Source organism: Paraburkholderia sp. RL17-383-BIF-A (genome assembly GCF_046028015.1).
Lineage (GTDB): Bacteria > Pseudomonadota > Gammaproteobacteria > Burkholderiales > Burkholderiaceae > Paraburkholderia.
Map to the genome: position 1 here is coordinate 13,058 of NZ_JARESR010000009.1, position 21,094 is coordinate 34,151.

18 protein-coding genes are annotated in these 21,094 nt (G+C 61.9%); 1 reads left to right on the top strand and 17 read right to left on the bottom strand.

The window, feature by feature from the left end; translation table 11 throughout:
* Window positions 1–413: 413 nt before the first annotated feature.
* The 10 genes from P0D71_RS12800 to P0D71_RS12845 all read right to left on the bottom strand — a co-directional run bounded on the left by P0D71_RS12800 (window position 414) and on the right by P0D71_RS12845 (window position 11,925).
* A complete protein-coding gene (locus P0D71_RS12800) occupies window positions 414–1,415 on the bottom strand; it encodes a response regulator (protein ID WP_408302249.1) in 1,002 nt (333 codons plus the stop codon).
* Entirely contained in the window at window positions 1,415–2,536 is a 1,122-nt protein-coding gene (locus P0D71_RS12805; protein WP_408186425.1) for an ATP-binding protein, read from the bottom strand. Before P0D71_RS12805 ends, P0D71_RS12800 begins: the two co-directional genes overlap by 1 nt.
* Window positions 2,537–2,543: 7 nt before the next feature.
* A complete protein-coding gene (locus P0D71_RS12810; RefSeq protein ID WP_091803660.1) occupies window positions 2,544–3,878 on the bottom strand; it encodes a sensor histidine kinase in 1,335 nt (444 codons plus the stop codon).
* A 21-nt stretch (window positions 3,879–3,899) separates the two neighbouring features.
* A complete protein-coding gene (locus tag P0D71_RS12815; RefSeq protein WP_091803662.1) occupies window positions 3,900–5,288 on the bottom strand; it encodes a class I SAM-dependent methyltransferase in 1,389 nt (462 codons plus the stop codon).
* A 784-nt stretch (window positions 5,289–6,072) separates the two neighbouring features.
* A complete protein-coding gene (locus P0D71_RS12820) occupies window positions 6,073–6,519 on the bottom strand; it encodes an SRPBCC family protein (protein WP_091803666.1) in 447 nt (148 codons plus the stop codon).
* Window positions 6,520–6,626: 107 nt separating this feature from the next.
* On the bottom strand, window positions 6,627–7,625 hold the full coding sequence (gene lipA, locus P0D71_RS12825; RefSeq protein ID WP_091803668.1) for a lipoyl synthase: 999 nt from the start codon (window positions 7,623–7,625) through the stop codon (window positions 6,627–6,629).
* 1 nt (window position 7,626) lies between these two features.
* On the bottom strand, window positions 7,627–8,739 hold the full coding sequence (locus P0D71_RS12830; protein ID WP_408480318.1) for an acetoin dehydrogenase dihydrolipoyllysine-residue acetyltransferase subunit: 1,113 nt from the start codon (window positions 8,737–8,739) through the stop codon (window positions 7,627–7,629).
* A 3-nt stretch (window positions 8,740–8,742) separates the two neighbouring features.
* The gene (locus P0D71_RS12835) at window positions 8,743–9,747 is read right to left on the bottom strand and encodes an alpha-ketoacid dehydrogenase subunit beta (RefSeq protein ID WP_091803674.1); all 1,005 of its coding nucleotides are present in this window, start codon (window positions 9,745–9,747) and stop codon (window positions 8,743–8,745) included.
* A gap of 89 nt (window positions 9,748–9,836) precedes the next feature.
* Complete coding sequence (locus tag P0D71_RS12840; protein WP_091803676.1) at window positions 9,837–10,820, bottom strand: thiamine pyrophosphate-dependent dehydrogenase E1 component subunit alpha; 984 nt, start codon at window positions 10,818–10,820, stop codon at window positions 9,837–9,839.
* A 40-nt stretch (window positions 10,821–10,860) separates the two neighbouring features.
* Entirely contained in the window at window positions 10,861–11,925 is a 1,065-nt protein-coding gene (locus P0D71_RS12845) for an ATP-NAD kinase family protein (RefSeq protein WP_091803679.1), read from the bottom strand.
* 440 nt (window positions 11,926–12,365) lie between these two features.
* Between P0D71_RS12845 and P0D71_RS12850 the strand changes: the two genes are divergently transcribed.
* Entirely contained in the window at window positions 12,366–14,330 is a 1,965-nt protein-coding gene (locus P0D71_RS12850) for a sigma-54-dependent Fis family transcriptional regulator (RefSeq protein ID WP_408480320.1), read from the top strand.
* Window positions 14,331–14,370: 40 nt separating this feature from the next.
* Here the strand turns inward: P0D71_RS12850 and P0D71_RS12855 are convergent, their stop codons facing one another.
* The 7 genes from P0D71_RS12855 to urtA form a co-directional block, all read right to left on the bottom strand.
* Complete coding sequence (locus P0D71_RS12855; protein ID WP_408186432.1) at window positions 14,371–14,700, bottom strand: zinc ribbon domain-containing protein; 330 nt, start codon at window positions 14,698–14,700, stop codon at window positions 14,371–14,373.
* A gap of 118 nt (window positions 14,701–14,818) precedes the next feature.
* Entirely contained in the window at window positions 14,819–16,051 is a 1,233-nt protein-coding gene (gene fmdA, locus P0D71_RS12860) for a formamidase (RefSeq protein WP_408480322.1), read from the bottom strand.
* A 36-nt stretch (window positions 16,052–16,087) separates the two neighbouring features.
* The gene (gene urtE / locus P0D71_RS12865; protein WP_408302268.1) at window positions 16,088–16,777 is read right to left on the bottom strand and encodes an urea ABC transporter ATP-binding subunit UrtE; all 690 of its coding nucleotides are present in this window, start codon (window positions 16,775–16,777) and stop codon (window positions 16,088–16,090) included.
* Between the two features lie 72 nt (window positions 16,778–16,849).
* Window positions 16,850–17,593: an urea ABC transporter ATP-binding protein UrtD gene (urtD, locus tag P0D71_RS12870; protein ID WP_408480324.1), complete on the bottom strand. Its 744-nt coding sequence runs from the start codon at window positions 17,591–17,593 to the stop codon at window positions 16,850–16,852.
* Window positions 17,590–18,753, bottom strand: coding sequence for an urea ABC transporter permease subunit UrtC (gene urtC, locus P0D71_RS12875; RefSeq protein ID WP_408302270.1), 1,164 nt, complete (start codon window positions 18,751–18,753; stop codon window positions 17,590–17,592). The genes urtD and urtC overlap by 4 nt, the downstream gene beginning before the upstream one ends.
* A 60-nt stretch (window positions 18,754–18,813) precedes the next feature.
* The gene (gene urtB / locus P0D71_RS12880) at window positions 18,814–19,731 is read right to left on the bottom strand and encodes an urea ABC transporter permease subunit UrtB (RefSeq protein WP_091808902.1); all 918 of its coding nucleotides are present in this window, start codon (window positions 19,729–19,731) and stop codon (window positions 18,814–18,816) included.
* A gap of 74 nt (window positions 19,732–19,805) precedes the next feature.
* A complete protein-coding gene (gene urtA / locus P0D71_RS12885) occupies window positions 19,806–21,071 on the bottom strand; it encodes an urea ABC transporter substrate-binding protein (protein ID WP_408480326.1) in 1,266 nt (421 codons plus the stop codon).
* Window positions 21,072–21,094 lie beyond the last annotated feature (23 nt).

Sequence of the window (21,094 nt, forward strand, 5' to 3'; positions counted from 1 at the left end):
GAAAATGGACTCGGCGAGTTCCCGCAACCTCAATCACCATCCAGCAGGCTGTTGAATCAATCGGATGCGTTACGTTTTAAGCAATGACCATCAAATCACGCTTATTTCGCGTGTGCGGCAATCCTCTCCCTGTTCCTTGCGTGATCTCGGCTTTTCTATGGCGGACTTTAGGCTCGATATCCGCTTTGCTTTGCGTCGCTAAATGGTCTACTGGCATCGCCGCGATTTACTTGTATTTATTTGCGTGAGCCAAACGGAAGAGCAGCGTCGCCATTGAGTCTCTTTTGGCATTAGCGCGCCGCCGGCTGATTCACGACTTCTCGCCCACACATATCGGAATGGTCTGCCCGAGGTGGGCGCCACTGTCAGCAATGGACGAACAACGCCACTCCCACTCCCACCCGCAGCGGCGCTCAGAACTGCTCGATCCACGTCGCGAGGCGATCGGCAGAAAACTCTGTTTTATATTGGGTAGGCCGAAACGCGACGGCGTTGCCTTCACGTACCGGCTGGAGCGCGAGGTCGTTCGCGTCCAGCCAAAGCAGGCTTGCCAACCATGCAGCGTGCCGGCTCGATACGGCCTGGTTTGCCGGTTCTCCCAGAAATTCGGTAAGCGCCGCAAGCTCGTCCCACACCAGAGCATCCGCTTCGCGCCTGACCCTGATGCCCGCCTCCTCCAACGTGTCAGCCAGCGCCGCCACAGCGTCGCCACCGCCAGAAACGGCACGTCGGTTACGCAACTCCGCGAGCTTCGCCGACACCATGTTGCCAAACGCCCCGCTCCGGCTACTTTCGGCCGCGACCAGATCCGAGTAGTCCAGCAACAGCCAGTCCGGCTCGGCATTGTGCACGTCGGCGAGCAGTGCGGCCGCGAGGTACGTCTCCACCGGTTGGAAGCGCTCGGGCCCGATCAGCGTGGCGGACAGCGCACGAATCAGACCGATCCGCGTGGCGAGAGTCTGCTTTTGCAGCACGCCGAGTTTCTCGCGCAGCAAATGGTCCCGCTCCTTGCGCAGTTCGGACAGTTCGAGCGCCTGCTTCAGTTCCATACGCAACGCTGCAATGTCCCACGGCTTTTTGATGTAGCGGTGGATATGACCGAGGTTGACGGCGGCAACAGTCTGGTCGATCTCCGAATAAGCGGTAGTCAGTATCCGCACGACATGCGGATAGCGCTCGCTTGCATAGCGGAGCAACTCGTTGCCGAACTCGCCCGGCATGCGCTGGTCGGAGACAAGGACTCCCACCGTGTCACCATGTGCGTCCAGTAGCGCTTTGCCCTCTTCCACCGAGTTGCCAGTCAGGACTGGCGCCAGGCTTCCGATGGCACGCTGGAAGTATTTCACGGCCGTGGCCTCGTCATCGACGAAGATGATCGCCGCCGACGACTCCTGTGTGGCTTTCGCTTCGTTCATCAACAACTCCTGTGCGTTTGACCTTTGATAGGGGGGAAATCCAGCATGACGGTGGTGCCAACCCCCGACGTGGACTCGATCTGGAGTCCGCCGCCACAGGACTGCATGACGCGATTGCACAGAATCAGGCCCAAGCCGTTCCCGCCGGATTTCGCGTGCGTTGTAATCGGGTCCGTCAACAGGCGGGCCTTTATCTCGGGCGGAATTCCTGGCCCGTTGTCGCTAATGCGAATGCCGGGGCCGTGCTCTGCTGTCACGGTAAAGCGCACCGACGGAGAAGGCACATCCGCCAGCGCGCGCAGCGCATTCGACAATAGCGAAGAGAGCACGAGCGCCACGCAATTGGGCTGCGTCACGACGGGAAAGTCGCCGATGATCTCAACCTGCACCCACGACCGCTGCGCCGCCGCAAACGGATAGGTGTCGAGCAAAGCCGAGATCAGTCCATGTGCCGTGATCTCGGTGCGGGCATCGCCCTCCGCCATTTTCCGGTGCCCATTGTGAACCGATCGCCAGAAGGACGAGACCACCGCAATGCAGTATTGTGCGCTCTCGCGCATCGCTCTAACGGCCCCGGTGATCTCGAGCGGCGAATCGTGCTCCCTGTCGTCGCGATTTTCGATGCTGCTCGCGTTCAACGCGATGGAAGCGAGCGGCGTGTTCAGTTCGTGCGCCAGAAAGGCGAGCGTCTCGTCTATCGCCATCAACCGCTGGTTCTGAATGGCGCGCTCGCGATAGCGCTCGATCGCCATTTGCAGCGTCTCGCGCACGGAAGCGGGCTTAAGCGGTTTTTCGAGGATGCGGAAAACCTCGCCGGTATTCACCGTTTGTAGCAGCACGTCCACGTCTGCGTAAGCGGTGACCAGAATACGAACGATGTGCGGGTATTCCTGCGCCACCTGTCGCAACAGGTCGCCGCCATCGCGGCCAGGCATGCGGAAATCCGTCACCAGCACGGCAATGCGGGCGTTGTCCTGTTGCAGGATCGCAATTGCTTCGTCACTGCTTTTCGCGAGCAGGACCTCATAATCCGCATCGACCGCGCGTGCGAAATATTTGCCCGCCAACTCTTCGTCGTCGACGTAGAGAATAGTGGGCTGCGTCTGCCTGATGTCGTTCATGGGGTTCTCACGGGGCGCGCGACAGATCGAAACTGAACGATGCCCAACTTCCCAGTTCGCTCTCAGCGTACAGCAGGCCGCCATGGCGTTCGATAACGGCATAACTGATCGACAGACCCAGGCCCAGGCCCTGCCCGACATCACGCGTGGTGAAGAACGGCTCGAACACGCGCGCCAGATGCTCATCCGCGATACCCGGCCCGTTGTCCCGCACCGTCACATGCAGGCGTTGCTCCGACCACTTCACCGAGATGTGAATCGTCGGCCCGGCGGTGCCCGCATTGCGCATGGCCAGCACTGAATTGGAAAGCAGGTTGATCAACACGCCGATAATGGCCGCTTCGTCGCCCAGCACGAGCGTATCCGCGGGAAGGTCACGCGTCACGGCTACACCGCGCAATTCATGCGCGATGAGCCGAATTGCCGAATCGAGTGCCTTTTCGAACAGGAAAGGCGTGCCCGCCTCCGCCTCGGCGCCGGGCCGGCGGTAAGCGAAGGTCTTGAGGTCCGACACGATGTGCTGGATCCGCTGCATGCCCTGCCTCGCGTCGACAAGGCATTCCTGCAGCGTCGGTTCCGTTTTGGTCACGGGCTCCTCCAACGCGACCTCGATCGCCATCAGGCAAAAATTCACCGGGTTGTTGACTTCATGCAACAGGCCCGCGGCCAGCGTACCGACTGCCGCCATTTTTTCCTGCTGCAGCAGTTGGCCTTTGATGTCGAGCAACTTGCTGTTGGTCTCTTCGAGTTGGGCATTCTTTTCCGACACTTCGGTCTTCAGGCGGAACAACATGAAGCGCACCCGCTCATTGAAGAAAGTGTAGACAGCACTGGCGGCAGCGGCGAACAGAAGAAGCAGTACGTTGACGGTCATCGTGCCGACCAGCACGGCGCCATGCGGAGGCAGCAGGCAGGCAAGCAGGTACAGGACGCAGGACAGCACCCCGAAAACCAGGTTCTGCCACAGCCCGAATGGTAATGCGATACCGGAAGCGAAGATGGCAAGATTCAGACCCATATAGTAGGGCGACTGAACACCGTCGGTCTGCCAGATCATCCACGAAATCATGGCCTGCGGCAGCAGCAGCCAGGAGAGCGTCAACCATGGGGACATGCGTCGGCCCCATGCGGTGCCCAGCATGATCACGATGCCACCGATCAGCAGCGAGACGAGCAGACGCGCGGCGGCGAACGACGTCTGCAGTTGCGGATACTGCGCGTGATCCAGCCCCACGCCCAGCAGGACGAGCACAATGGCCGTATACGCGCCGCCGCGGCTGAACGTCACGCGGAAGTCCGCCAGCTCGGTCTGATAGCCTGTGTGCAGTTGACTGATACTCATGGATGGGTGTCTGCTGACGTGTCAGAGGATCGTGGCTTCAGCGAACACATTCACCCCGGTCTCGTCGACGTAGAGCTTCTGTTCGGTGGACTGTGCGGGCAGCAGCGAGCGCATGCCGCTCTCGTCCCGATAGATCAGATACCACTCGAGCAGATGCTCCATGCCGAACTTCTCGGGGTTCGCCGAGTGGACGTTGGTGACCAGCAGTTGCCCGCCAGGTCGCGTACGCGCAGCGAAATAACTCAACAGGCGCGCGCACACCTTGTCCGATAGATAGTCGAACAGGCCCGCACAGTACACGGCGTCGAATTCCCGCAGAGACGCATCGGGTGTAATTTTGCGTTTCAGCAAATCGTGCACCGATTGATGCACCGTCTCCACCGAAACCGTTTTTCCGGCCTCGGCCGCCGCGCTTTCGATGGCGGCCTTCGTGAAAGCCAGTGTTTCCTCGCTGAAGTCCACTAACTGGAACGACAGCAGATCGGGACGCGCGTATTCGCGCACGAAGCGCTGGATCTCGAAAGCCGGTCCGCAGCCAACGTTGAGTATCCGGAACGGTCTGCCGGCAACGCGCGCCGCTTCGGCCTGACGCGTCAGAAAGTCGATCAGCAGCGTGATCCGGTTCCGGTGCGCGGTCGCCACGGCGGCCTTGAGGAAAGCCGTATTGACGATCTGGAAGTAGGTGGTCGGTCCCTGTTGCGGATCGTTCAGGATCTGGTTGACCATCTCGTAGTCGCCGGCATAGCCCAGCGGCTTCGTAAACGTCCGGTAAACGAAAGGGGCTCGCAGCAGCAACGGATGCAGTGCCGCTTGCGCGTACGTACGATGCACGGGGGCACTGTCTACGTCGACGAGTCCGGCCTCTTCTTCGAGCCGCACGAGGTACGACTTGACCTTGTGCATGATCGGCGTGGCGAGTTCGTAGAACAGATCCTCGCGCAGCCTGCCGTCGGTCTTTGGCAGGCTCTCGGTGAGATCGACCTGCTCGACCCAGCGCGACACTTCCGAGAGGAACGCGCGCATCTCGTTGACCACGATCTGGTAGCCGCGCCGGATATTGAAGCGCGCATCCCAGTCGCTGATAAAGAGTTCGGCTTCTCGCCCGACCGACCTGGGTTCATTGGACAGGACGCTCAGCTCGCGCCATTCGTCGATCAGCGCCAGCGATACCACCGCCGTGAGGCCGGTGTTCACCAGACTGACGACCACGGCCTTGCCCAGATAGGCGTTCTTGCTACCCATCCGCACGCTCAGCTCGCTTAACACCTCGCTGACCTGCACGATCGAGTAGGGGTTATAGACCTCCATCACCAAAGACTTTCTCTGGAGGTTAATGATCGTCCCACGCACGTGCTCGCGTTGCGAGTTGCGGAAGCTGACTACCGGATCGATTTGCGTTTGAGAGTACACGGTATAAGAACCTGAGGAATCTGGAAAACGCAGTTGGGTGTTGGATGAAGTCCAGTGATTGGCTGCCGCACTTACGACATGGGATACGAGCCGTGGACGTGGATCAAACCAGTGTTGCGCGGGCAACAATAAAACCCTTTGCCAGAAGCTGGCCTCCGGCGAGTCGCAGTGTAACACCAACAACGGTTAATTCTGAACCACGCCAAATTAGCGGGGAAGCACGTCGGCAAGTTTGCCTTACGAGCGCCTACACGTGCTGGAATTGGAGTGTTGACGAGCCGTCTTTCTCAATGGCCGCTACTGTGGACAGGAAGATGATTGCTATAGCGCGAATTAGTCCGCTACGCAATAGCGACGCTCAGCCGCGCTGGGTCTACGAATGCGGGCGTGACTCACCGCGCTATTCCGAAGCCGGCACAAGGGCTCTGGCGGTTCGCTCGGATTGAGCTTCCGGGAATTGACCCAAATAGCTTTAGCTTTCCGTTTTATTACGTGTTAAAAGGCGCCTGCGCACGGGTGAATTACGCAAATAGCATCTTGATTTGACCTTTGCCAACCGTATAACGTCCAATTGCAAAATTGTTAGCTATTGGCTTTGCCGCGCTCTTGGGCCCGATGTGCTTCGAAATACGAATGCCTTTGCCAGCCCTACGGCGCATCTATCCAATTGGACAGCATGCGCCGGCCGGAACGCGCGTGTAAGCACCTCATAGACCGCGGTTCGGCATAAGCAGTGAATCGCGGTATGAAGGACAGCACCGCGCCCACGCCCATGCCTGCGCAGTCAACCTGGAATCTCGGGCTCGACCAGCTTGGCCAGTTGAACCAGCGACTCTTGCCAGCCGAGGTAGCACATCTCGACAGGAATGACCTCGGGCACGCCCTCCTGCACGACGGCGAGTTCGGTCCCGCAAGACACCTGCCGCAGTGAAATGGTGGTGATCATCTGGCCGGGCAGGTTCGGATCGTCGAACCGGTCCGTATAGCGGATCTTCTCGGACGGCACCAGCTCGAGGTATTCGCCGCCGAACGAGTGACCGTTGCCGGTGCCGAAGTTACGAAAGGACATCTTGAACGTACCGCCCACCCGCGCGTCCATGTGGTGAACCTGACAGGTAAATCCGTAAGGAGGAAGCCATTTTGCCAGCGCATCGGCTTCGAGGAATGCCCGGTACACGCGTTCGGGAGTAGCGCGCAGGATCCGATGAAGGTTGACGGTTCCGGTAGTCATGGTGTGTTCGCCTTTCACTAAAGAGTTGGACATACTCCTACGACGAACCGGCGCCAGCAATATCGACATGGCAATGACCCGGGAAAACCCGTAGACACCAACGGACTTCACCCGTGACCGTTCCTCCGGCCTGCGGCCGTCACCACATCGGCGGCATGATCCGCGTGATACGACGAACGCACGAGCGGCCCCGCAACCACCTCGCGAAAGCCCATTTTCAAACCCTCGTCGCGCCACGAAGCAAACTGTCCCGGCTCGACGTATCGACGCACCGGCATATGAAAGCGCGACGGCGCAAGATACTGGCCGATGGTGAGGATATCGACATCATGCGCGCGCAAATCGCGCATGGTGTCGATTAATTCCTGGTCGGACTCGCCAAGTCCGACCATCAATCCCGACTTCGTCAATACGGCCCCATTCGCCTGCTTGACGCGCGCGAGCAACGCGAGCGAGCCGCGATAGTCCGCGCCGGCACGCGCGGCCCGATACAGCGACGGCACCGTTTCGATGTTGTGATTGAGCACGTCGGGCCACGCCTGCGAGAGTTCGGACAAGGCCCGCTCCACGCGCCCCCGAAAATCCGGCGTCAGCACTTCGACCCGGATGCCCGGTACACGCTCGCGCAGCAACGCGATGCAACTTGCGAAATGCGCGGCGCCGCCGTCGCGCAAATCGTCACGATCCACCGAGGTCACCACCACATAGCGAAGACCGAGCGCCGCCACGGCTTCGGCGAGCCTGCGCGGCTCGCCATCGTCCAATGGCTCCGGCCGGCCGTGCGCGACGTCGCAGAACGCACAACGCCGCGTACAGATGCCGCCCATGATCATGAACGTGGCGGTGCGCTGTGCAAAACATTCGCCGATGTTCGGGCACATCGCCTCCTCGCACACCGAATGCAATCGATGCTCGCGCAGAATCGCCGCCACGCCGGCAACCGTCTCGCTCATCATGGGCCGCGCATGCAGCCACGGCGGCTTCGGCAAGGCTTCGCCGCCGGCGAGCGGCACGATCTTCACCGGAATCCGCGCGAGTTTGTCGCCACTGCGCTTGCCGTGCTGGCCAAGTGCAGTGACGCTATCGCCATGCAGGGCGGCGTCCATCTCAACGCCCCAGGAAGTCGTTGAGCAGGCGGTTCACCTCCGAGGCCGCCTCCATCTGCACCATATGCCCCTTTCCTTCGAGCACATGAACGCGGATATCGCCCTGGAGTTCCTGTGCATGCGAAGCCGGAATGATCTGATCCTGAGCACCCCAGATCACCAATGCGCGAGGAACCAACTCCGCAAGCCGGTCGCGATAGCCCGCGCGTTGGGCGTCGCCATCGAAAGCAGACGCGGCAATCTTGCGTAGCGTGTCCTGCACGCCTTCGAGCCGCTTGTACTTGACGATGTCCTCCACGAGTTGGCGCGTCACGAGCGTGGGGTCGGCAAACAGCTTCGCCAGGTGCGGCTTGAGCGCGTTGCGATTGCTGCCCTCCGTGAATCCGCTGATGTACCCGCCATTGATTTCATTGCCGAGCCCCGCGCCCGCGATCAGCGAAAGCGACGCGACGCGCGCAGGCGCTCTGGCGGCCACCGTCATGGCCACCAGCGCGCCCATCGAATGACCGACCAGATGAGCGTTGCCGATACCGCGGTCGTCCATGAACGCGATTACGCTATCCGCCAGTTCTTCCGCACTGCCGGTCTCGACCGCTTTGCCGGATTCGCCGTGGCCGGGCAAATCCAGCGCCCACACGGTGCGATGCGCGGCGAGATCGGCATGATTGAAAAGCCAGTTGTTGAGGTCGCCGCCAAAGCCGTGAATCAGCAACGCGGGCGTGCCGCCATCGCCCAGTTTCAGATAGCGCACGGTGCGCCCGCCGATCTGCGCTTTTTCCGGCTGGGGTCCGGATTCGCCGGCCTCGGCGCTCGCCGGCACGAAGTCGCGCTGAAATGCTTCGACCGCCGCGTCGATCTCCGCATCCGCCGCCTCCGCGTCGGCTACCACGGCAAGCAACGCGCCGATCGGCAGCGTGTCGCCCTCCTGCGCGATCTGCCGCCGCAAGATGCCGTCGAACGCGCACTCGACGCCGGACGAAATCTTGTCCGTCTCCACGTCGAGTATTTCCTCGCCTTTGGTGACCTTGTCGCCGATCGCCTTGAGCCAGCCGTTGACCTGCCCCTGCTCCATCGAAAGGCCCCACTTGGGCATCGTAATCATATGGATCGGCATCGCTTAACCTCTCACTTTCAACACGGCGTCAGCGATCTGCCTGGCCGACGGGATATACATATCTTCGAGCACACCGGCGAACGGCGTGGGCGTATGCGGCGCGGTCACCATTTCGATCGGCGCCTTCAGCGAGTGAAATGCGCGTTGTGCTATGAGTGCGGAGATATCCGTAGCCATCGAGCAGCGCGGATTCGCTTCGTCCACGACCACGACGCGGCCAGTGCGCCTCGCGCTTTCGAGAATGGTCTCTTCGTCCAACGGCGAGGTGGTGCGCAGATCGATCACCTCGACCTCTATGCCGTCTTTCGCGAGTTTTTCCGCGGCCTCGGTGGCGTAATGCACCATGCGGCCGTACGTGACGATCGTGGCGTCGTCCCCGTCCCGTACGATGTTCGCCTCGCCGAACGGAATCGCATACGACTCTTCGGGCACGTCGCCTTCGCGGCTGTATAGCAGCTTGTGCTCGCAGAAAATCACCGGGTCGTTGTCACGAATCGCCTGGATCAGCAGCCCTTTCGCGTCGTACGGTGTGGACGGACACACCACTTTCAGTCCGGGTATGTGCGTAAACAGCGAGGTCAGCATCTGCGAGTGCTGGGCGGCCGCGCGCAAACCAGCGCCCTGCATTGCACGTATCACGACCGGCGTCACCGCCTTGCCGCCGAACATGTAGCGGAACTTGGCGGCCTGATTGAAAATCTGGTCGAAGCACACCCCCATGAAATCGATGAACATCAACTCGGCCACCGGCCGCATGCCGCACGCGGCCGCGCCCACCGCCGCGCCGATATAGCCGCCTTCGGAAAGCGGCGTATCGAGCACGCGGCCCGGATACTTGTGAAACAGGCCTTTCGTGACGCCGAGTACGCCGCCCCACGCATCCTGTTCGCCGGGCGAGCCTGCGCCGCCCGCGTTGTCCTCGCCCATCACGATGACGGTTTCATCGCGGGCCATTTCCTGACTCAGTGCTTCGTTGATTGCCTGAGAAAATGTGATCTTGCGTGCCATGTCTGTCTCCTGGCGACCGGCGTTAGCGCTGTCGCGCCGACTTCGGTTCCGTGAAAGTTTGCGAATCGTTCGGGTTTGCCGCGGGCGCGTTACGGATAGGACACGTAGACGTCGCTCAACAGGTCTTCTGCGGTTGGCAGCGGAGCGGCCTTGGCCTCGGTCACGGCGCTATCGATCAACACCTTGACTTCCGCATCGACGCCGCGCAATTGATCCGCGCTGAGCATCTCTGAGCGCACCACGCGTTCCTCGAAACGCTTCAGGCAGTCTTTCTCGTCCCGCAGTTTCTGCACTTCGCCCGGCGCGCGATAGGTTTGCGCATCGCCTTCGAAGTGGCCGAAGTAGCGCGAGAATTTCACTTCGACGAGCGTTGGTCCGCCGCCGTGACGCGCCCGTTCGATCGCCTCGCCAAGCGCCTCATGCACCGCGAAGAAATCGAAGCCGTCCACGATTACGCCTGGCATGCCGAAACCGCTCGCGCGATCGGCAATGTTGTCGGTCGCCACGGACCACGTCGAAGAAGTCGCTTCCGCATAACCGTTGTTCTCCGCAACGAAGATCACCGGCAAGCGCCATACGGACGCGAGATTCATCGATTCGAAGATCACACCCTGATTCGACGCGCCATCGCCGAAGAAACACACGCCCACGCCGCCCGAGTTCTTGTACTTGGCCGCGAGCGCCGCTCCGCAAATCAGCGGGCCGCCCGCGCCGACAATACCGTTCGCGCCGAGCATGCCCTTCGACAGATCGGCGATATGCATCGAGCCGCCTTTGCCGTGGCATACACCGGTCTTGCGGCCATAGATTTCGGCCATCATGCCGCGCACGTCGACACCTTTGGCGATGCAGTGGCCATGACCGCGGTGCGTGGTCGCCACGTAGTCCGCGTCGTTCAGATGCAGCATCGTGCCGACCGCGGACGCTTCCTCGCCCGCATACAGGTGCACGAAACCGGGTATTTCGCCGGTCGCGAATTCCACGTGCAGGCGCTCCTCGAACTCGCGGATCGTGCGCATCATGCGATACGCCTTCAGCAGTTCGTCCTTGCTCAACTCAGTTGAAACCGACATGGTGTGTCTCCTTGGAATGAATGCACTGCTTGCCTACAACCTACGTTTGATGCGCAACCACATTTGCCACTTCACGAACCAGTTGCCGCGACGCCGAGTAGCGCAGCGTGCGTTCGACATCGACGGTGAGCGGCCCGTCCCAATCCAGCGAGATTTCGTATTGATCGCCGCGCTCCAGTTCGATTTCGCGCTCGCCGTCGAACGCGAGCGTGCCGTGTTCGGCATCGAGCGGCGTCCAGTTGCCGACTTCGAAACGCTCGCAGGTCCGCATGAAGACCCGCTCGACGCGCCCCGGTGCAATCGGCGCGACCAGCGGCACGCCGGATTCGCCGGGCCGCGCAAAGCGCAGATGCAAACCGTGCGACGCCGTGCGCTCGACGGGCGCCCACGCGCCGCCGATCGACGAGAGCCCGATGCCGTCCGGCGACGCGAAGGTGAGAAAGAGCGTGTCGATATCGGCCGGATCGGATACGGCGCGAGCACCGACGAAGCGTTGCCGGCTCACGCACACATCCACTAAGGCGATCTCTTCACGGCCGCGGTTCGGACCGGCCACGCAGCGCACCACAAGGCGTTTGTTACGCGTGAACGCCACTTCTGGCGGCACCGCGCCGGACGCTGCCAGAGCGCCGGCGAGACCGGCGACCGTCGCCTCGCGCAGATCGGGAAACGCGTTGTTCGTGCCGGTCGACAAGGTCAGCAACGGCACCCTGCCGCAATGCGCGGCCACCGCGCGATGCGTGCCGTCGCCGCCCAGCACCGCAATCAGTTCGACGCCGGCCTGCAGCATGGCGGCGACACCCGCATGCGTGTCCACGGCGCTATCGGTGATCGGCTGTTCGATGAAATCGACCGCGGGCCAGCGTTGCTGCGCGGCGACCGCGGCATGCGTATCGAGCGCGCGCAGCAGCAACGCGGCAACGCCGGTCCGGTCGCGCAAGGTCAGCACACGATCCACGCCGAGCACGCCCAAGCCCGCCAACAGACGAACGACCATGTTGGCTTTCTCGGCTGTCGGAAACACCGATGCGTAGGAGGTAAGGCGGCGAATGTCACGACCCGACGCGGGGTTCGCGATCACGCCGACGGTCACTGGCGATGGCACTGGGCTTGTCTCCTGCCCGCGTCTTGCGCGGACTCATATCTGGAGCGCCGTCTTCGAGCGACGGCACTTTTGTCATGAGCAGAACACTGCAAGGGGTGTGCCAATTTCACCGCGCGAGCGTCAGACCAGGCGAACGTGCCTTGTTTAAAGGGTCTTGCGCCTCGAACACGTTGCGAGGCGGGTTGGTCGCGCCGTGCGCCGCAACGCGCGGCGCGTCTCACGTACCGCGTGTGCGACGTGCAGCGGCCGGCATCACTTGCGCATTGAGTCGTGCAAACGCTTGTGCCACCTGCATCGAGGCGATGCGAGACGGCGTCTCATCCCGAGTTGAGACAAACGTCTCACGCGTCTCGCGTGCTGCATTGCAATGTGATTGATGCGGCAGGATGTGCTACAAGAACAGCCTGACCTGACTGCGTGTCGCTCGACCGGAGCCGACCATGCCTTACGTTTCGCAAAACCAGCACGTCGAACGCGTGCGCGGCGCCATCGAAGGACGGCTTCCCGCGCCGGCCGATTCCACGCGCCTCGTATCGTCGTGGCAACGCTCGTTCGAACAATATCGGCTCGATCCCGGTGCGGCGATCGGCCCACGCGTGCTGACGTCCGCCGAATTGCGCGAAGTGCAGGGAAAAGAGGAGGCTTTCCTGCGTGCCTCGGGCCAGTGCCTGAGCCGCCTGCACGACATGATTCGCGTCGCCGACTATTGCGTGATGCTCACGGATGCGCACGGCATCACGATCGACTACCGGATCGAGCGGGAACGCCGCAGCGATTTCAAGCACGCGGGACTGTATATCGGATCATGCTGGTCCGAACGGGAAGAAGGCACGTGTGGCGTGGCAAGCGTACTGACCGATCTCGCGCCGATCACGGTGCATAAGACCGATCACTTTCGCGCCGCCTTCACGACCTTGACCTGCAGCGCCGCGCCGATTTTCGCGCCGACCGGCGAGATGATCGGCGTGCTCGACGCCTCCGCCGTGCGCTCGCCGGATAACCGCGACAGTCAGCGGTTGGTGTTCCAACTGGTGCGTCAGAGTGCCGGCCTGATCGAGGACGGCTATTTCCTCAATCAAACCGCGCAGCACTGGATCCTGTTCGGTCATTCGAGCCGCAACTTCGTCGAGGCGCAACCCGAAGTGCTGATCGCGTTCGACGAATGCGGCAATCTGGTCGCCGCCAATCGCAAGGCGCGCGAGTGCATTCCCGCGTTGAACGGTCCACGCCACATCGACGAAATATTCGACACAGCCGACGTGCACCTGCACGACGTCGCGCGTACCGATGCGATTGTCTGCTTGCGCCTGCGCGCGACGGGCGCCACTTTGTACGCGCGCATTCGTGCGCCGCTCAAACGCGCTTCGCGTGCGACAACCGGCGCGGCGGCCGGTGCCGCGCGGCAACCGCACGGCGGGACTCAGGACGATCTGCAAGTCGGCGCATTGGGCCGTTTTCTGAAAAGTGCCGATGCACGCATCGCGCACAACGCGTCGGTGGCATTGCGCATCATCGGCAAACGGCTGCCGATTCTGATTCTCGGCGAGACCGGCGTCGGCAAGGAAGTCTTCGCGCACGCCGTGCATGATTCGGGCGCGAGACGTACACGGCCATTTATCGCCGTGAATTGCGGGGCGATTCCCGAATCGCTGATCGAGAGCGAACTATTCGGCTACGCGCCCGGCGCCTTTACCGGCGCACGCAGCCGCGGCGCTCGCGGCAAGATCGCGCAGGCGCATACCGGCACGTTGTTTCTCGACGAAATCGGCGATATGCCGCTCAATCTGCAAACACGGCTGCTGCGCGTGCTGGCGGAAGGCGAGGTGATGCCGCTCGGTGGCGATGCGCCCGTGCGCGTCGATATCGACGTGATCTGCGCCACGCACCGCGATCTCGCGCAGATGGTGGCGGAAGGATCGTTCCGCGAAGATCTCTATTACCGCTTGAGCGGCGCCAGCTTGCCGATGCCGCCGTTGCGCGAACGCGCGGATATCGGCGACATGATCGCGGCCGTATTCGACGAAGAAGCGCAAATGGCCGGGCATGTCCTCACGCTCGACCCACGCCTCGCCGAACGCCTCGCGGCCTTCGCATGGCCGGGCAACATTCGCCAGTTACGCAACGTACTGCGTTACGCCTGCGCGATGTGCGATTCCGCGCGCGTTGAATTGCGGCATATCGCGCCGGACGTTGCGGCATTGCTGGCACCCGAGGGCGCGGGCAATCGCGCATTGGCCTCGGCGTTCGCGCAGCAGGACCCGTGCGACGAGCGTACGCGCATTGTCGAAGCGCTGACGCAACATCAATGGCGGCCAAACGCCGCGGCGCAATCACTGGGCATGTCGCGCGCGACCTTATACCGGCGTATCGCGAAACTGGGGATCGTCGGGCCGCATCGCTGCTAATGCTTTTTCCGCAGGCGCCGATAATCCATCGGCACTAGCGTCAGTGGCTGATCATCCATGGCCTGCCCGCGGGATTGGTCTTGAGGCCGCCCGCGGTCGTCGCGCCCTTGGTGCTGCCCGATCCGCATCCACAACCCGGCCCATGCCGGTGCTTGTACTCACCCGAGCGTTGCGGCGCATGCGCCGAACGCTCGTTGACCTGATGCCCGGCGCGCGCGCTCGCCGCCATCAACGACAACGAAGGCAAGCTCAAGGTGCGTTGCGCCGGCGTGTCACAGGTGGGGCATGCGCAAGGCATGTCGCGCTCGGCCACGCGGCGGATCGCCGCGAATGGGCCGCAGTTCTCGCAACGGTAATCATATGTCGGCATGGTATGGTCCTTGAGTACCTTGATTCGTTCTATCTCCAACGACCGCCGCGCCAAGGACAAACTCAGCACGGTGGTCTTCCAGCCACGACCCTTTCGGGTGTTTCAACAGCCGCCTACGTCAGACCAGATCCGGTGACAAAGGCAGATCCACGCCGCCGGTAATGTGCTTGACGGGCCCTGCGGAAGTCGGCTGGATATCGAAGTCGAAAATCTGCGTCGGCAACCAGAGCGTCGCGCACGCGTTAGGCACATCCACGACGCCGCTGATATGCCCCTGCACCGGCGCCGTGCCCAGAATCGAGTAAGCCTGAGCGCCCGAGTAACCAAACTTCTTCAGGTACTCGATCGCATTCAGGCACGCCTGACGGTAGGCGATATGCACGTCCAGATAGTGCTGCTTGCCCTGTTCATCGACGGAGATGCCTTCGAAGATCAGGTAGTCGTTATAGTTGGGTGTGATCGGACTTGGTTTGAAAATCGGGTTCTTGATCCCGTATTTCTCCATGCCGCCTTTGATCAACTCCACCTTCATATGCACCCAGCCGGCCATTTCAATGGCGCCGCAGAAGGTGATTTCACCGTCGCCCTGGCTGAAGTGCAGATCGCCGACGGAAAGACCCGCGCCGTCCACGTACACCGGGAAATACACCTTCGAACCGCGCGACAGGTCCTTGATGTCGCAATTGCCGCCATGCTCGCGCGGCGGCACGGTGCGCGCGCCTTCGGCGGCGGCGTTGTCGCGCGCGTCTCCGGCGAGGCGCCCCATATGCGCCGTGGCGGCGAACGGCGGATTAGCAAGGCCGGGAACGCGTTGCGGGTCGGTGGCGATCAACCCGGCTTCGCGCTCGTTCCAGGTGGCCAGCATCTTCGGATCAGGCAGGCAGCCGATCAGCCCCGGGTGAATCAGGCCCGCGAAATTCACGCCGGGAATATGGCGCGAACTCGTGTAGAGACCATGAAAATCCCAGATCGACTTTTGTGCTTGCGGAAAATGGTCGGTCAGGAAACCACCGCCATTCTTCTTCGAGAAGAAGCCGTTGAAGCCCCATTGCCTCTCCTGCTTCGCGCCGATGTCGAGCAGGTCCACCACCAGCAGATCGCCCGGCTCCGCGCCCTTCACGCCCACTGGTCCCGAGAGGAAGTGCACGATGGAGAGATCGATATCGCGCACGTCGTCGGCACTGTCGTTGTTCTTGATGAAGCCCCCGGTCCAGTCATAGGTCTCCAGAATGAAATCGTCGCCCGGATTGACCCAGCAGGCCATCGGAATATCCGGATGCCAGCGGTTGTGGACGTTCTCGTTGTCGTAGGCCGACTGGTTCAGATCGACCTTGATTAGCGTTTCAGCCATTGCAAACTCTCCTCTTGGAAATTGCAGACAGTCGGCTCACACCGACAGATACTCGCGAATCTTCGCGGTGTCGGCGTCGCTGCGCGTGCTCTCATGCACGAGGCGCCCGCCTTCGATAACGAAGAGCCGGTCAGCCACATCGAGTGCGAAACTCAGGACCTGCTCGGACACGACAATGGTGATGTCCCGCAGCTTGCGAATCTCATTCAACGCGCGCGCAATGTCCTTGATGATGGACGGCTGAATGCCCTCGGTGGGCTCGTCGAGCAACAGCACCTTGGGCTCCGTCACCAGCGCGCGCGCAATCGCCAGTTGTTGCTGCTGACCGCCGGACAGGTTGCCGCCCTTGCGCGAGCGCATCTCATAGAGCACCGGAAAGAGCGCATAGATTTCGTCGGGCACGCGCTTCGTAGGCGAGTTCTCCAGACCGGTCTGGATGTTCTCCTCCACGCTCAAGGTGGAGAAAATCTGCCGCCCCTGTGGCACGTACGCGATACCTTTGGCGACGCGCCGGAAACTTTCATCGCGCGAGACCTCTTCGCCGTCCACCTGCACCGAACCCGCCTTGAGCGGCAAAATGCCGATCAGCGACTTGAACAGCGTGGTCTTGCCCATGCCGTTGCGTCCCATGATCGCCACGGTCTCGTTGCGGGCGGCGTTGAAGCTGATGCCGTGCAAGGCTTCGCTCTGGCCATAACTGACGAATACGTCGTCGACATTCAACATGCTGGGCTCCTCGTTGCTCGTTTCACGGCCGCCTCCTGTTTAACTCGGGGTTCGTTCGACTTCGTACACGACTCAGTGGCCCAGATAGACATCAATCACGCGCGGGTCGTTTTGCACCTGCTCCATCGCGCCCTCGGCGAGAATCTTTCCCTGGTGCATTACCGTGACCTTGTGGGCGATCTGCTCGACGAAAGCCATGTCATGTTCGATAACGATCATCGAACGGTTCTGGCAGATCCGTTTGAGCAGCTCGGCCGTGACCTCGCGCTCGCGCACGCTCATACCGGCGATCGGCTCGTCGAGCATCAACAGTTCGGGCTCCTGCATCAGCAACATGCCGATTTCCAGCCACTGTTTCTGCCCGTGCGACAGCAAGCCGGCTTCGAGATCGAGCTGACTGGCGAGGCCGATCTCACCAGCCACGCTTCTCACGCGGTCCATCACGTCGTCGGTGCGGCGAAACGCCAGCGCACCGAACACGCCACGTCCTCGCGGGAACGACACTTCGAGGTTCTGAAACACGGAGAGGTTTTCGTAGATCGACGGTGTCTGGAACTTGCGGCCTATCCCTCTGCGCACACGGCGAAACTCCGGCAACTGCGTCATCTCTTCGTTGCGGAACTTGATGCTGCCGTGGGTCGCACGCGTCTTGCCGCAGATGAGATCGAGCAGCGTGGTCTTGCCCGCGCCGTTCGGTCCGATCACCACGCGCAGCTCGCCGCGATCCACATACAGGTTGAGCGAATCGATCGCCTTGAAGCCGTCGAACGAGACGCTCAGCTCTTCCACAGCCAGCACGAAATCGGTATTGCTCATGAGGCGCTCCTTGCGCCGCGGCGCGCGAGCCACGGCTTCACATGACTGTCGTAGAGACCGGCGAGCCCGTTCGGAAATGCCATCACCACGCCAATGAAGAGCGCAGCCATGAGGAATAGCCACAGGTTCGGAAAGCTCTCCGAAAACCACGTCTTGCCGAGATTGACGAGCACCGCGCCGTAGACCGCACCGACCAGCGACATGCGTCCGCCGACAGCGGCATAGATCACCATTTCAATGGAAGGCACGATCCCCACGAACGACGGTGACATGAAACCCACCTGCAACGTGAACATCGCGCCACCGATCGCGGCCAATATCGCGGCGACGCAGAACGCGAACACTTTGAACATGGCCACGTCGTAGCCCGAAAAACGCACGCGGTCTTCCTTGTCGCGCATGGCGAGCAGCAGCGTGCCGAGCTTGCTGCGCTGGATTTGCCGGCAACAGAGAATTGCCACCAGCAGCAGGACGGCATTGACGAAGTACAGGATCAGCTTCGCACCGTCGCCGCGAATGTCCCATCCGAGCAGCGTACGCAAATCCGTGATGCCGTTCACACCGCCCGTATACCCTTGCTGGCCGATGATCAGCACCGAAAGAATCAGCGCCACCGCCTGCGTGATGATGGCGAAGTACACGCCGCCCACGCGCCGCTTGAACATGGCAAAGCCCACCACGAACGCCAGCGCGCACGGTACGACCACCACCGCCGCGAGCGCGAACGGCAGCGAATGAAACGGCTTCCACCAGAACGGCAAAGCGGTGAGCTGGTTCCAGTCCATGAAGTCGGGAATGCCGGGCGTCGACTGGATTTTCGTGCTGATCGGGTCGGAGGCTTCGAGCTTGAGGAACATGGCCATGCAGTAGCCGCCGAGGCCGAAGAACACCCCTTGCCCGAGGCTCAGCACGCCGCCGTACCCCCACGCCATCACGAGGCCGACGGCAACGAACGCGTAGGTCAGGTACTTGCCCATCAGGTTCAGACGGAACACGTCGAGCGCGAGCGGAAACACCACGAGAATCAGCGCTGCCAGCACGGCGATGCTGCCGTAGCCATCGGTCGTCAGCCAGCGCCACAGCGCGGGCCGCAGGCCGGCGCGCCCGGCTGCATGATCCGGCGAGGCGGGCACGCCGGCGGAAGGGTTCAGCGGGTCCATATGCGTTTCTCCGGGCTGAAGCAATTGATAGGTCGGTTCAGAGGCGCACTCAATGAAAGATCACGCACGGCGCACCTTCGACGCGAAAAGTCCTTGCGGCCGGAGCATCAGCACGATCACGATGGTCAACAGCGTCACCACGCGCGCCGACGAACCCGTCATGAAGAACTCGCTGATCGACTGCATCTGCGCAATGCCGAACGCGGACGCCACCGTGCCGAGCAGGCTCGCGGCGCCGCCGAACGTCACCACGAGGAATGAATCGACGATGTAGAGCGAGCCGCTAGTCGGCCCGGTGGAACCGATCGCGGTGAACGCCGCGCCCGCGACGCCCGCCATGCCGCAGCCGATCGCAAAGGTCAACCGGTCGGTCTTGCGTGTGTCGATGCCCGCGGCATTCGCCATCTGCCGGTTCGCCACCGTGGCCCGTACACGCAGGCCCCAGCGCGAGCGGTATAGCGCCAGCAGCACGCCGCCTGTCATCAGCACGGCGAGGCTCATCACGAAGAGGCCGTTGATCGGAATGTCGAGGCCCGGCTTCGGCGACCATGAGCCCATCAGCCAGTCGGGCAAAGTCGGGCTCACTTCTTTCGGACCGAACACCGAGCGGAATACCTGCTGCATGCCGAGGCTCAGCCCCCAGGTGGCCAGCAAGGTGTCGAGCGGGCGCCGGTATAGATGACGGATCAACGCCCACTCCGCGACCCAGCCTGCCGCGAACGCCAGCGCGAAAGCCGCACAAATGGCGAGCGGGAAATACACGGGCGCGAAGCCGTGCCAATAGTTGTCGGCCAGCTGCGAAAACATATAGATCGTGTACGCGCCGATCGTCATGAATTCGCCGTGCGCCATATTGATGACGCCCATCTGGCCGAAGATCACCGCCAGCCCCAGCCCCATCAGCAGCAACACGCTGAAAAGGCTCAAGCCCGCGAAACCCTGCATCAGCGTGATGTTAAGAATGTCCGAAGCCGACATGTCGCTCTCCTCGAATTGATCGGCGCGCGCCCGCACTGCGGCGGGCGCGCTGCACGCGCGGCTTGCCGCGGTGATTACTGGTAGCCCTTCGGGAACGGATTGGGCTCGATCAGATCCGGCGATTCCGCGACCACCTTGAACTGGCCGTCGGCCTGTGCCTGACCGATGCGCGTGCGGCTCCACAGGTGATGGTTCGCGTGGATCTTCACGTAGCCTTCGGGTGCGGTCTTCAATTCGATGCCGGGCGAGGCCGCCACCACCTTGTCGACGTCGAAGCTGCCGGCCTTCTCCACCGCCGCTTTCCAGAGCCATGGCCCGAGGTAGGCCGCCTGGGTCACGTCGCCGATCACGGATTTCGGTCCGTATTTCGCCTTGAATGCCGCAACGAATTTCTTGTTGTTGTCGTTCTCGAGCGATTCGAAATACTTCATGGCCGAATAGAAGCCTGCGAAGTTTTCGCCGCCAATGCCGAGCACTTCGTCTTCCGTCACCGAGATGGTCAGCAGGAACTGCTTGTCCGCGGTGATGCCCGCCGCTTTGAGCTGCTTGTAGAACGCCACGTTCGAACCGCCGACGATGATCGCGTAGATGCAATCCGGCTTGGCGATCTTGATCTTGTTGATCAGCGAATTGAAGTTGGTGGTGCCGAGCGGGTAGTACTCCTCGCCGACCACCTTGCAGCCGGTCAGATGCTGCTCGATGTGCTTGCGCGCAATCTTGTTCGAGGTGCGCGGCCAGATGTAATCCGAGCCGATCAGGAAGAAGCTCTTGGCCTTCTTCGTCTGGTTCGCCCAGTTCAGCCCCCAGAGAATCTGTTGCGTCGCTTCCTGGCCGGTGTAGAACACGTTGTGCGACTGCTCAAGGCCCTCGTAGAAGGTCGGGTAGTACAGCAGGCCGTTGTCGCGTTCGAAAATCGGCAACACGGCCTTGCGCGAGGCCGATGTCCAGCAGCCGAACACGGCGGCGACGTGATCGTTCTCCAGCAGCTTCTTCGACTTTTCAGCGAAGGTGGGCCAGTCGGATGCACCGTCTTCCTGAATGACCTTGATCTGGCGGCCAAGAATACCGCCCGCCGAATTGATCTGTTCGATCGCCAGCCGCTCGGCCTGAATCGAGCCGGTTTCGGAGATCGCCATCGTGCCGGTCGCCGAGTGCAACTGCCCCACCGTCACTTCGGTATCGGTGACGGCAAGGTGCGTGGTGTTGACCTTCGCGGTCGGATACTGCTGGGCCCGCGCGATGCCGGGCATGGCCAGCGCGGGCGCGGCAGCGAGCCCCATCAGCAGTTTGCGGCGCAGCGCCGAGGGCATGCCGGACTCGTTCTGATCATCGTGTGACATCGAATTCTCCTTGTAGTCGTGGT

What these genes read in the sequence shown, in the direction of transcription:
- urtE (WP_408302268.1), bottom strand. Translation starts at nt 16,777, where the DNA reads ATGTTGAATGTCGACGACGTATTCGTCAGTTATGGCCAGAGCGAAGCC.
- P0D71_RS12835 (WP_091803674.1), bottom strand. Translation starts at nt 9,747, where the DNA reads ATGGCACGCAAGATCACATTTTCTCAGGCAATCAACGAAGCACTGAGT.
- P0D71_RS12800 (WP_408302249.1), bottom strand. Translation starts at nt 1,415, where the DNA reads ATGAACGAAGCGAAAGCCACACAGGAGTCGTCGGCGGCGATCATCTTC.
- lipA (WP_091803668.1), bottom strand. Translation starts at nt 7,625, where the DNA reads ATGGACGCCGCCCTGCATGGCGATAGCGTCACTGCACTTGGCCAGCAC.
- P0D71_RS12840 (WP_091803676.1), bottom strand. Translation starts at nt 10,820, where the DNA reads ATGTCGGTTTCAACTGAGTTGAGCAAGGACGAACTGCTGAAGGCGTAT.
- urtB (WP_091808902.1), bottom strand. Translation starts at nt 19,731, where the DNA reads ATGTCGGCTTCGGACATTCTTAACATCACGCTGATGCAGGGTTTCGCG.
- urtA (WP_408480326.1), bottom strand. Translation starts at nt 21,071, where the DNA reads ATGTCACACGATGATCAGAACGAGTCCGGCATGCCCTCGGCGCTGCGC.
- urtC (WP_408302270.1), bottom strand. Translation starts at nt 18,753, where the DNA reads ATGGACCCGCTGAACCCTTCCGCCGGCGTGCCCGCCTCGCCGGATCAT.
- P0D71_RS12855 (WP_408186432.1), bottom strand. Translation starts at nt 14,700, where the DNA reads ATGCCGACATATGATTACCGTTGCGAGAACTGCGGCCCATTCGCGGCG.
- P0D71_RS12810 (WP_091803660.1), bottom strand. Translation starts at nt 3,878, where the DNA reads ATGAGTATCAGTCAACTGCACACAGGCTATCAGACCGAGCTGGCGGAC.
- P0D71_RS12850 (WP_408480320.1), top strand. Translation starts at nt 12,366, where the DNA reads ATGCCTTACGTTTCGCAAAACCAGCACGTCGAACGCGTGCGCGGCGCC.
- fmdA (WP_408480322.1), bottom strand. Translation starts at nt 16,051, where the DNA reads ATGGCTGAAACGCTAATCAAGGTCGATCTGAACCAGTCGGCCTACGAC.
- P0D71_RS12805 (WP_408186425.1), bottom strand. Translation starts at nt 2,536, where the DNA reads ATGAACGACATCAGGCAGACGCAGCCCACTATTCTCTACGTCGACGAC.
- P0D71_RS12820 (WP_091803666.1), bottom strand. Translation starts at nt 6,519, where the DNA reads ATGACTACCGGAACCGTCAACCTTCATCGGATCCTGCGCGCTACTCCC.
- urtD (WP_408480324.1), bottom strand. Translation starts at nt 17,593, where the DNA reads ATGAGCAATACCGATTTCGTGCTGGCTGTGGAAGAGCTGAGCGTCTCG.
- P0D71_RS12830 (WP_408480318.1), bottom strand. Translation starts at nt 8,739, where the DNA reads ATGCCGATCCATATGATTACGATGCCCAAGTGGGGCCTTTCGATGGAG.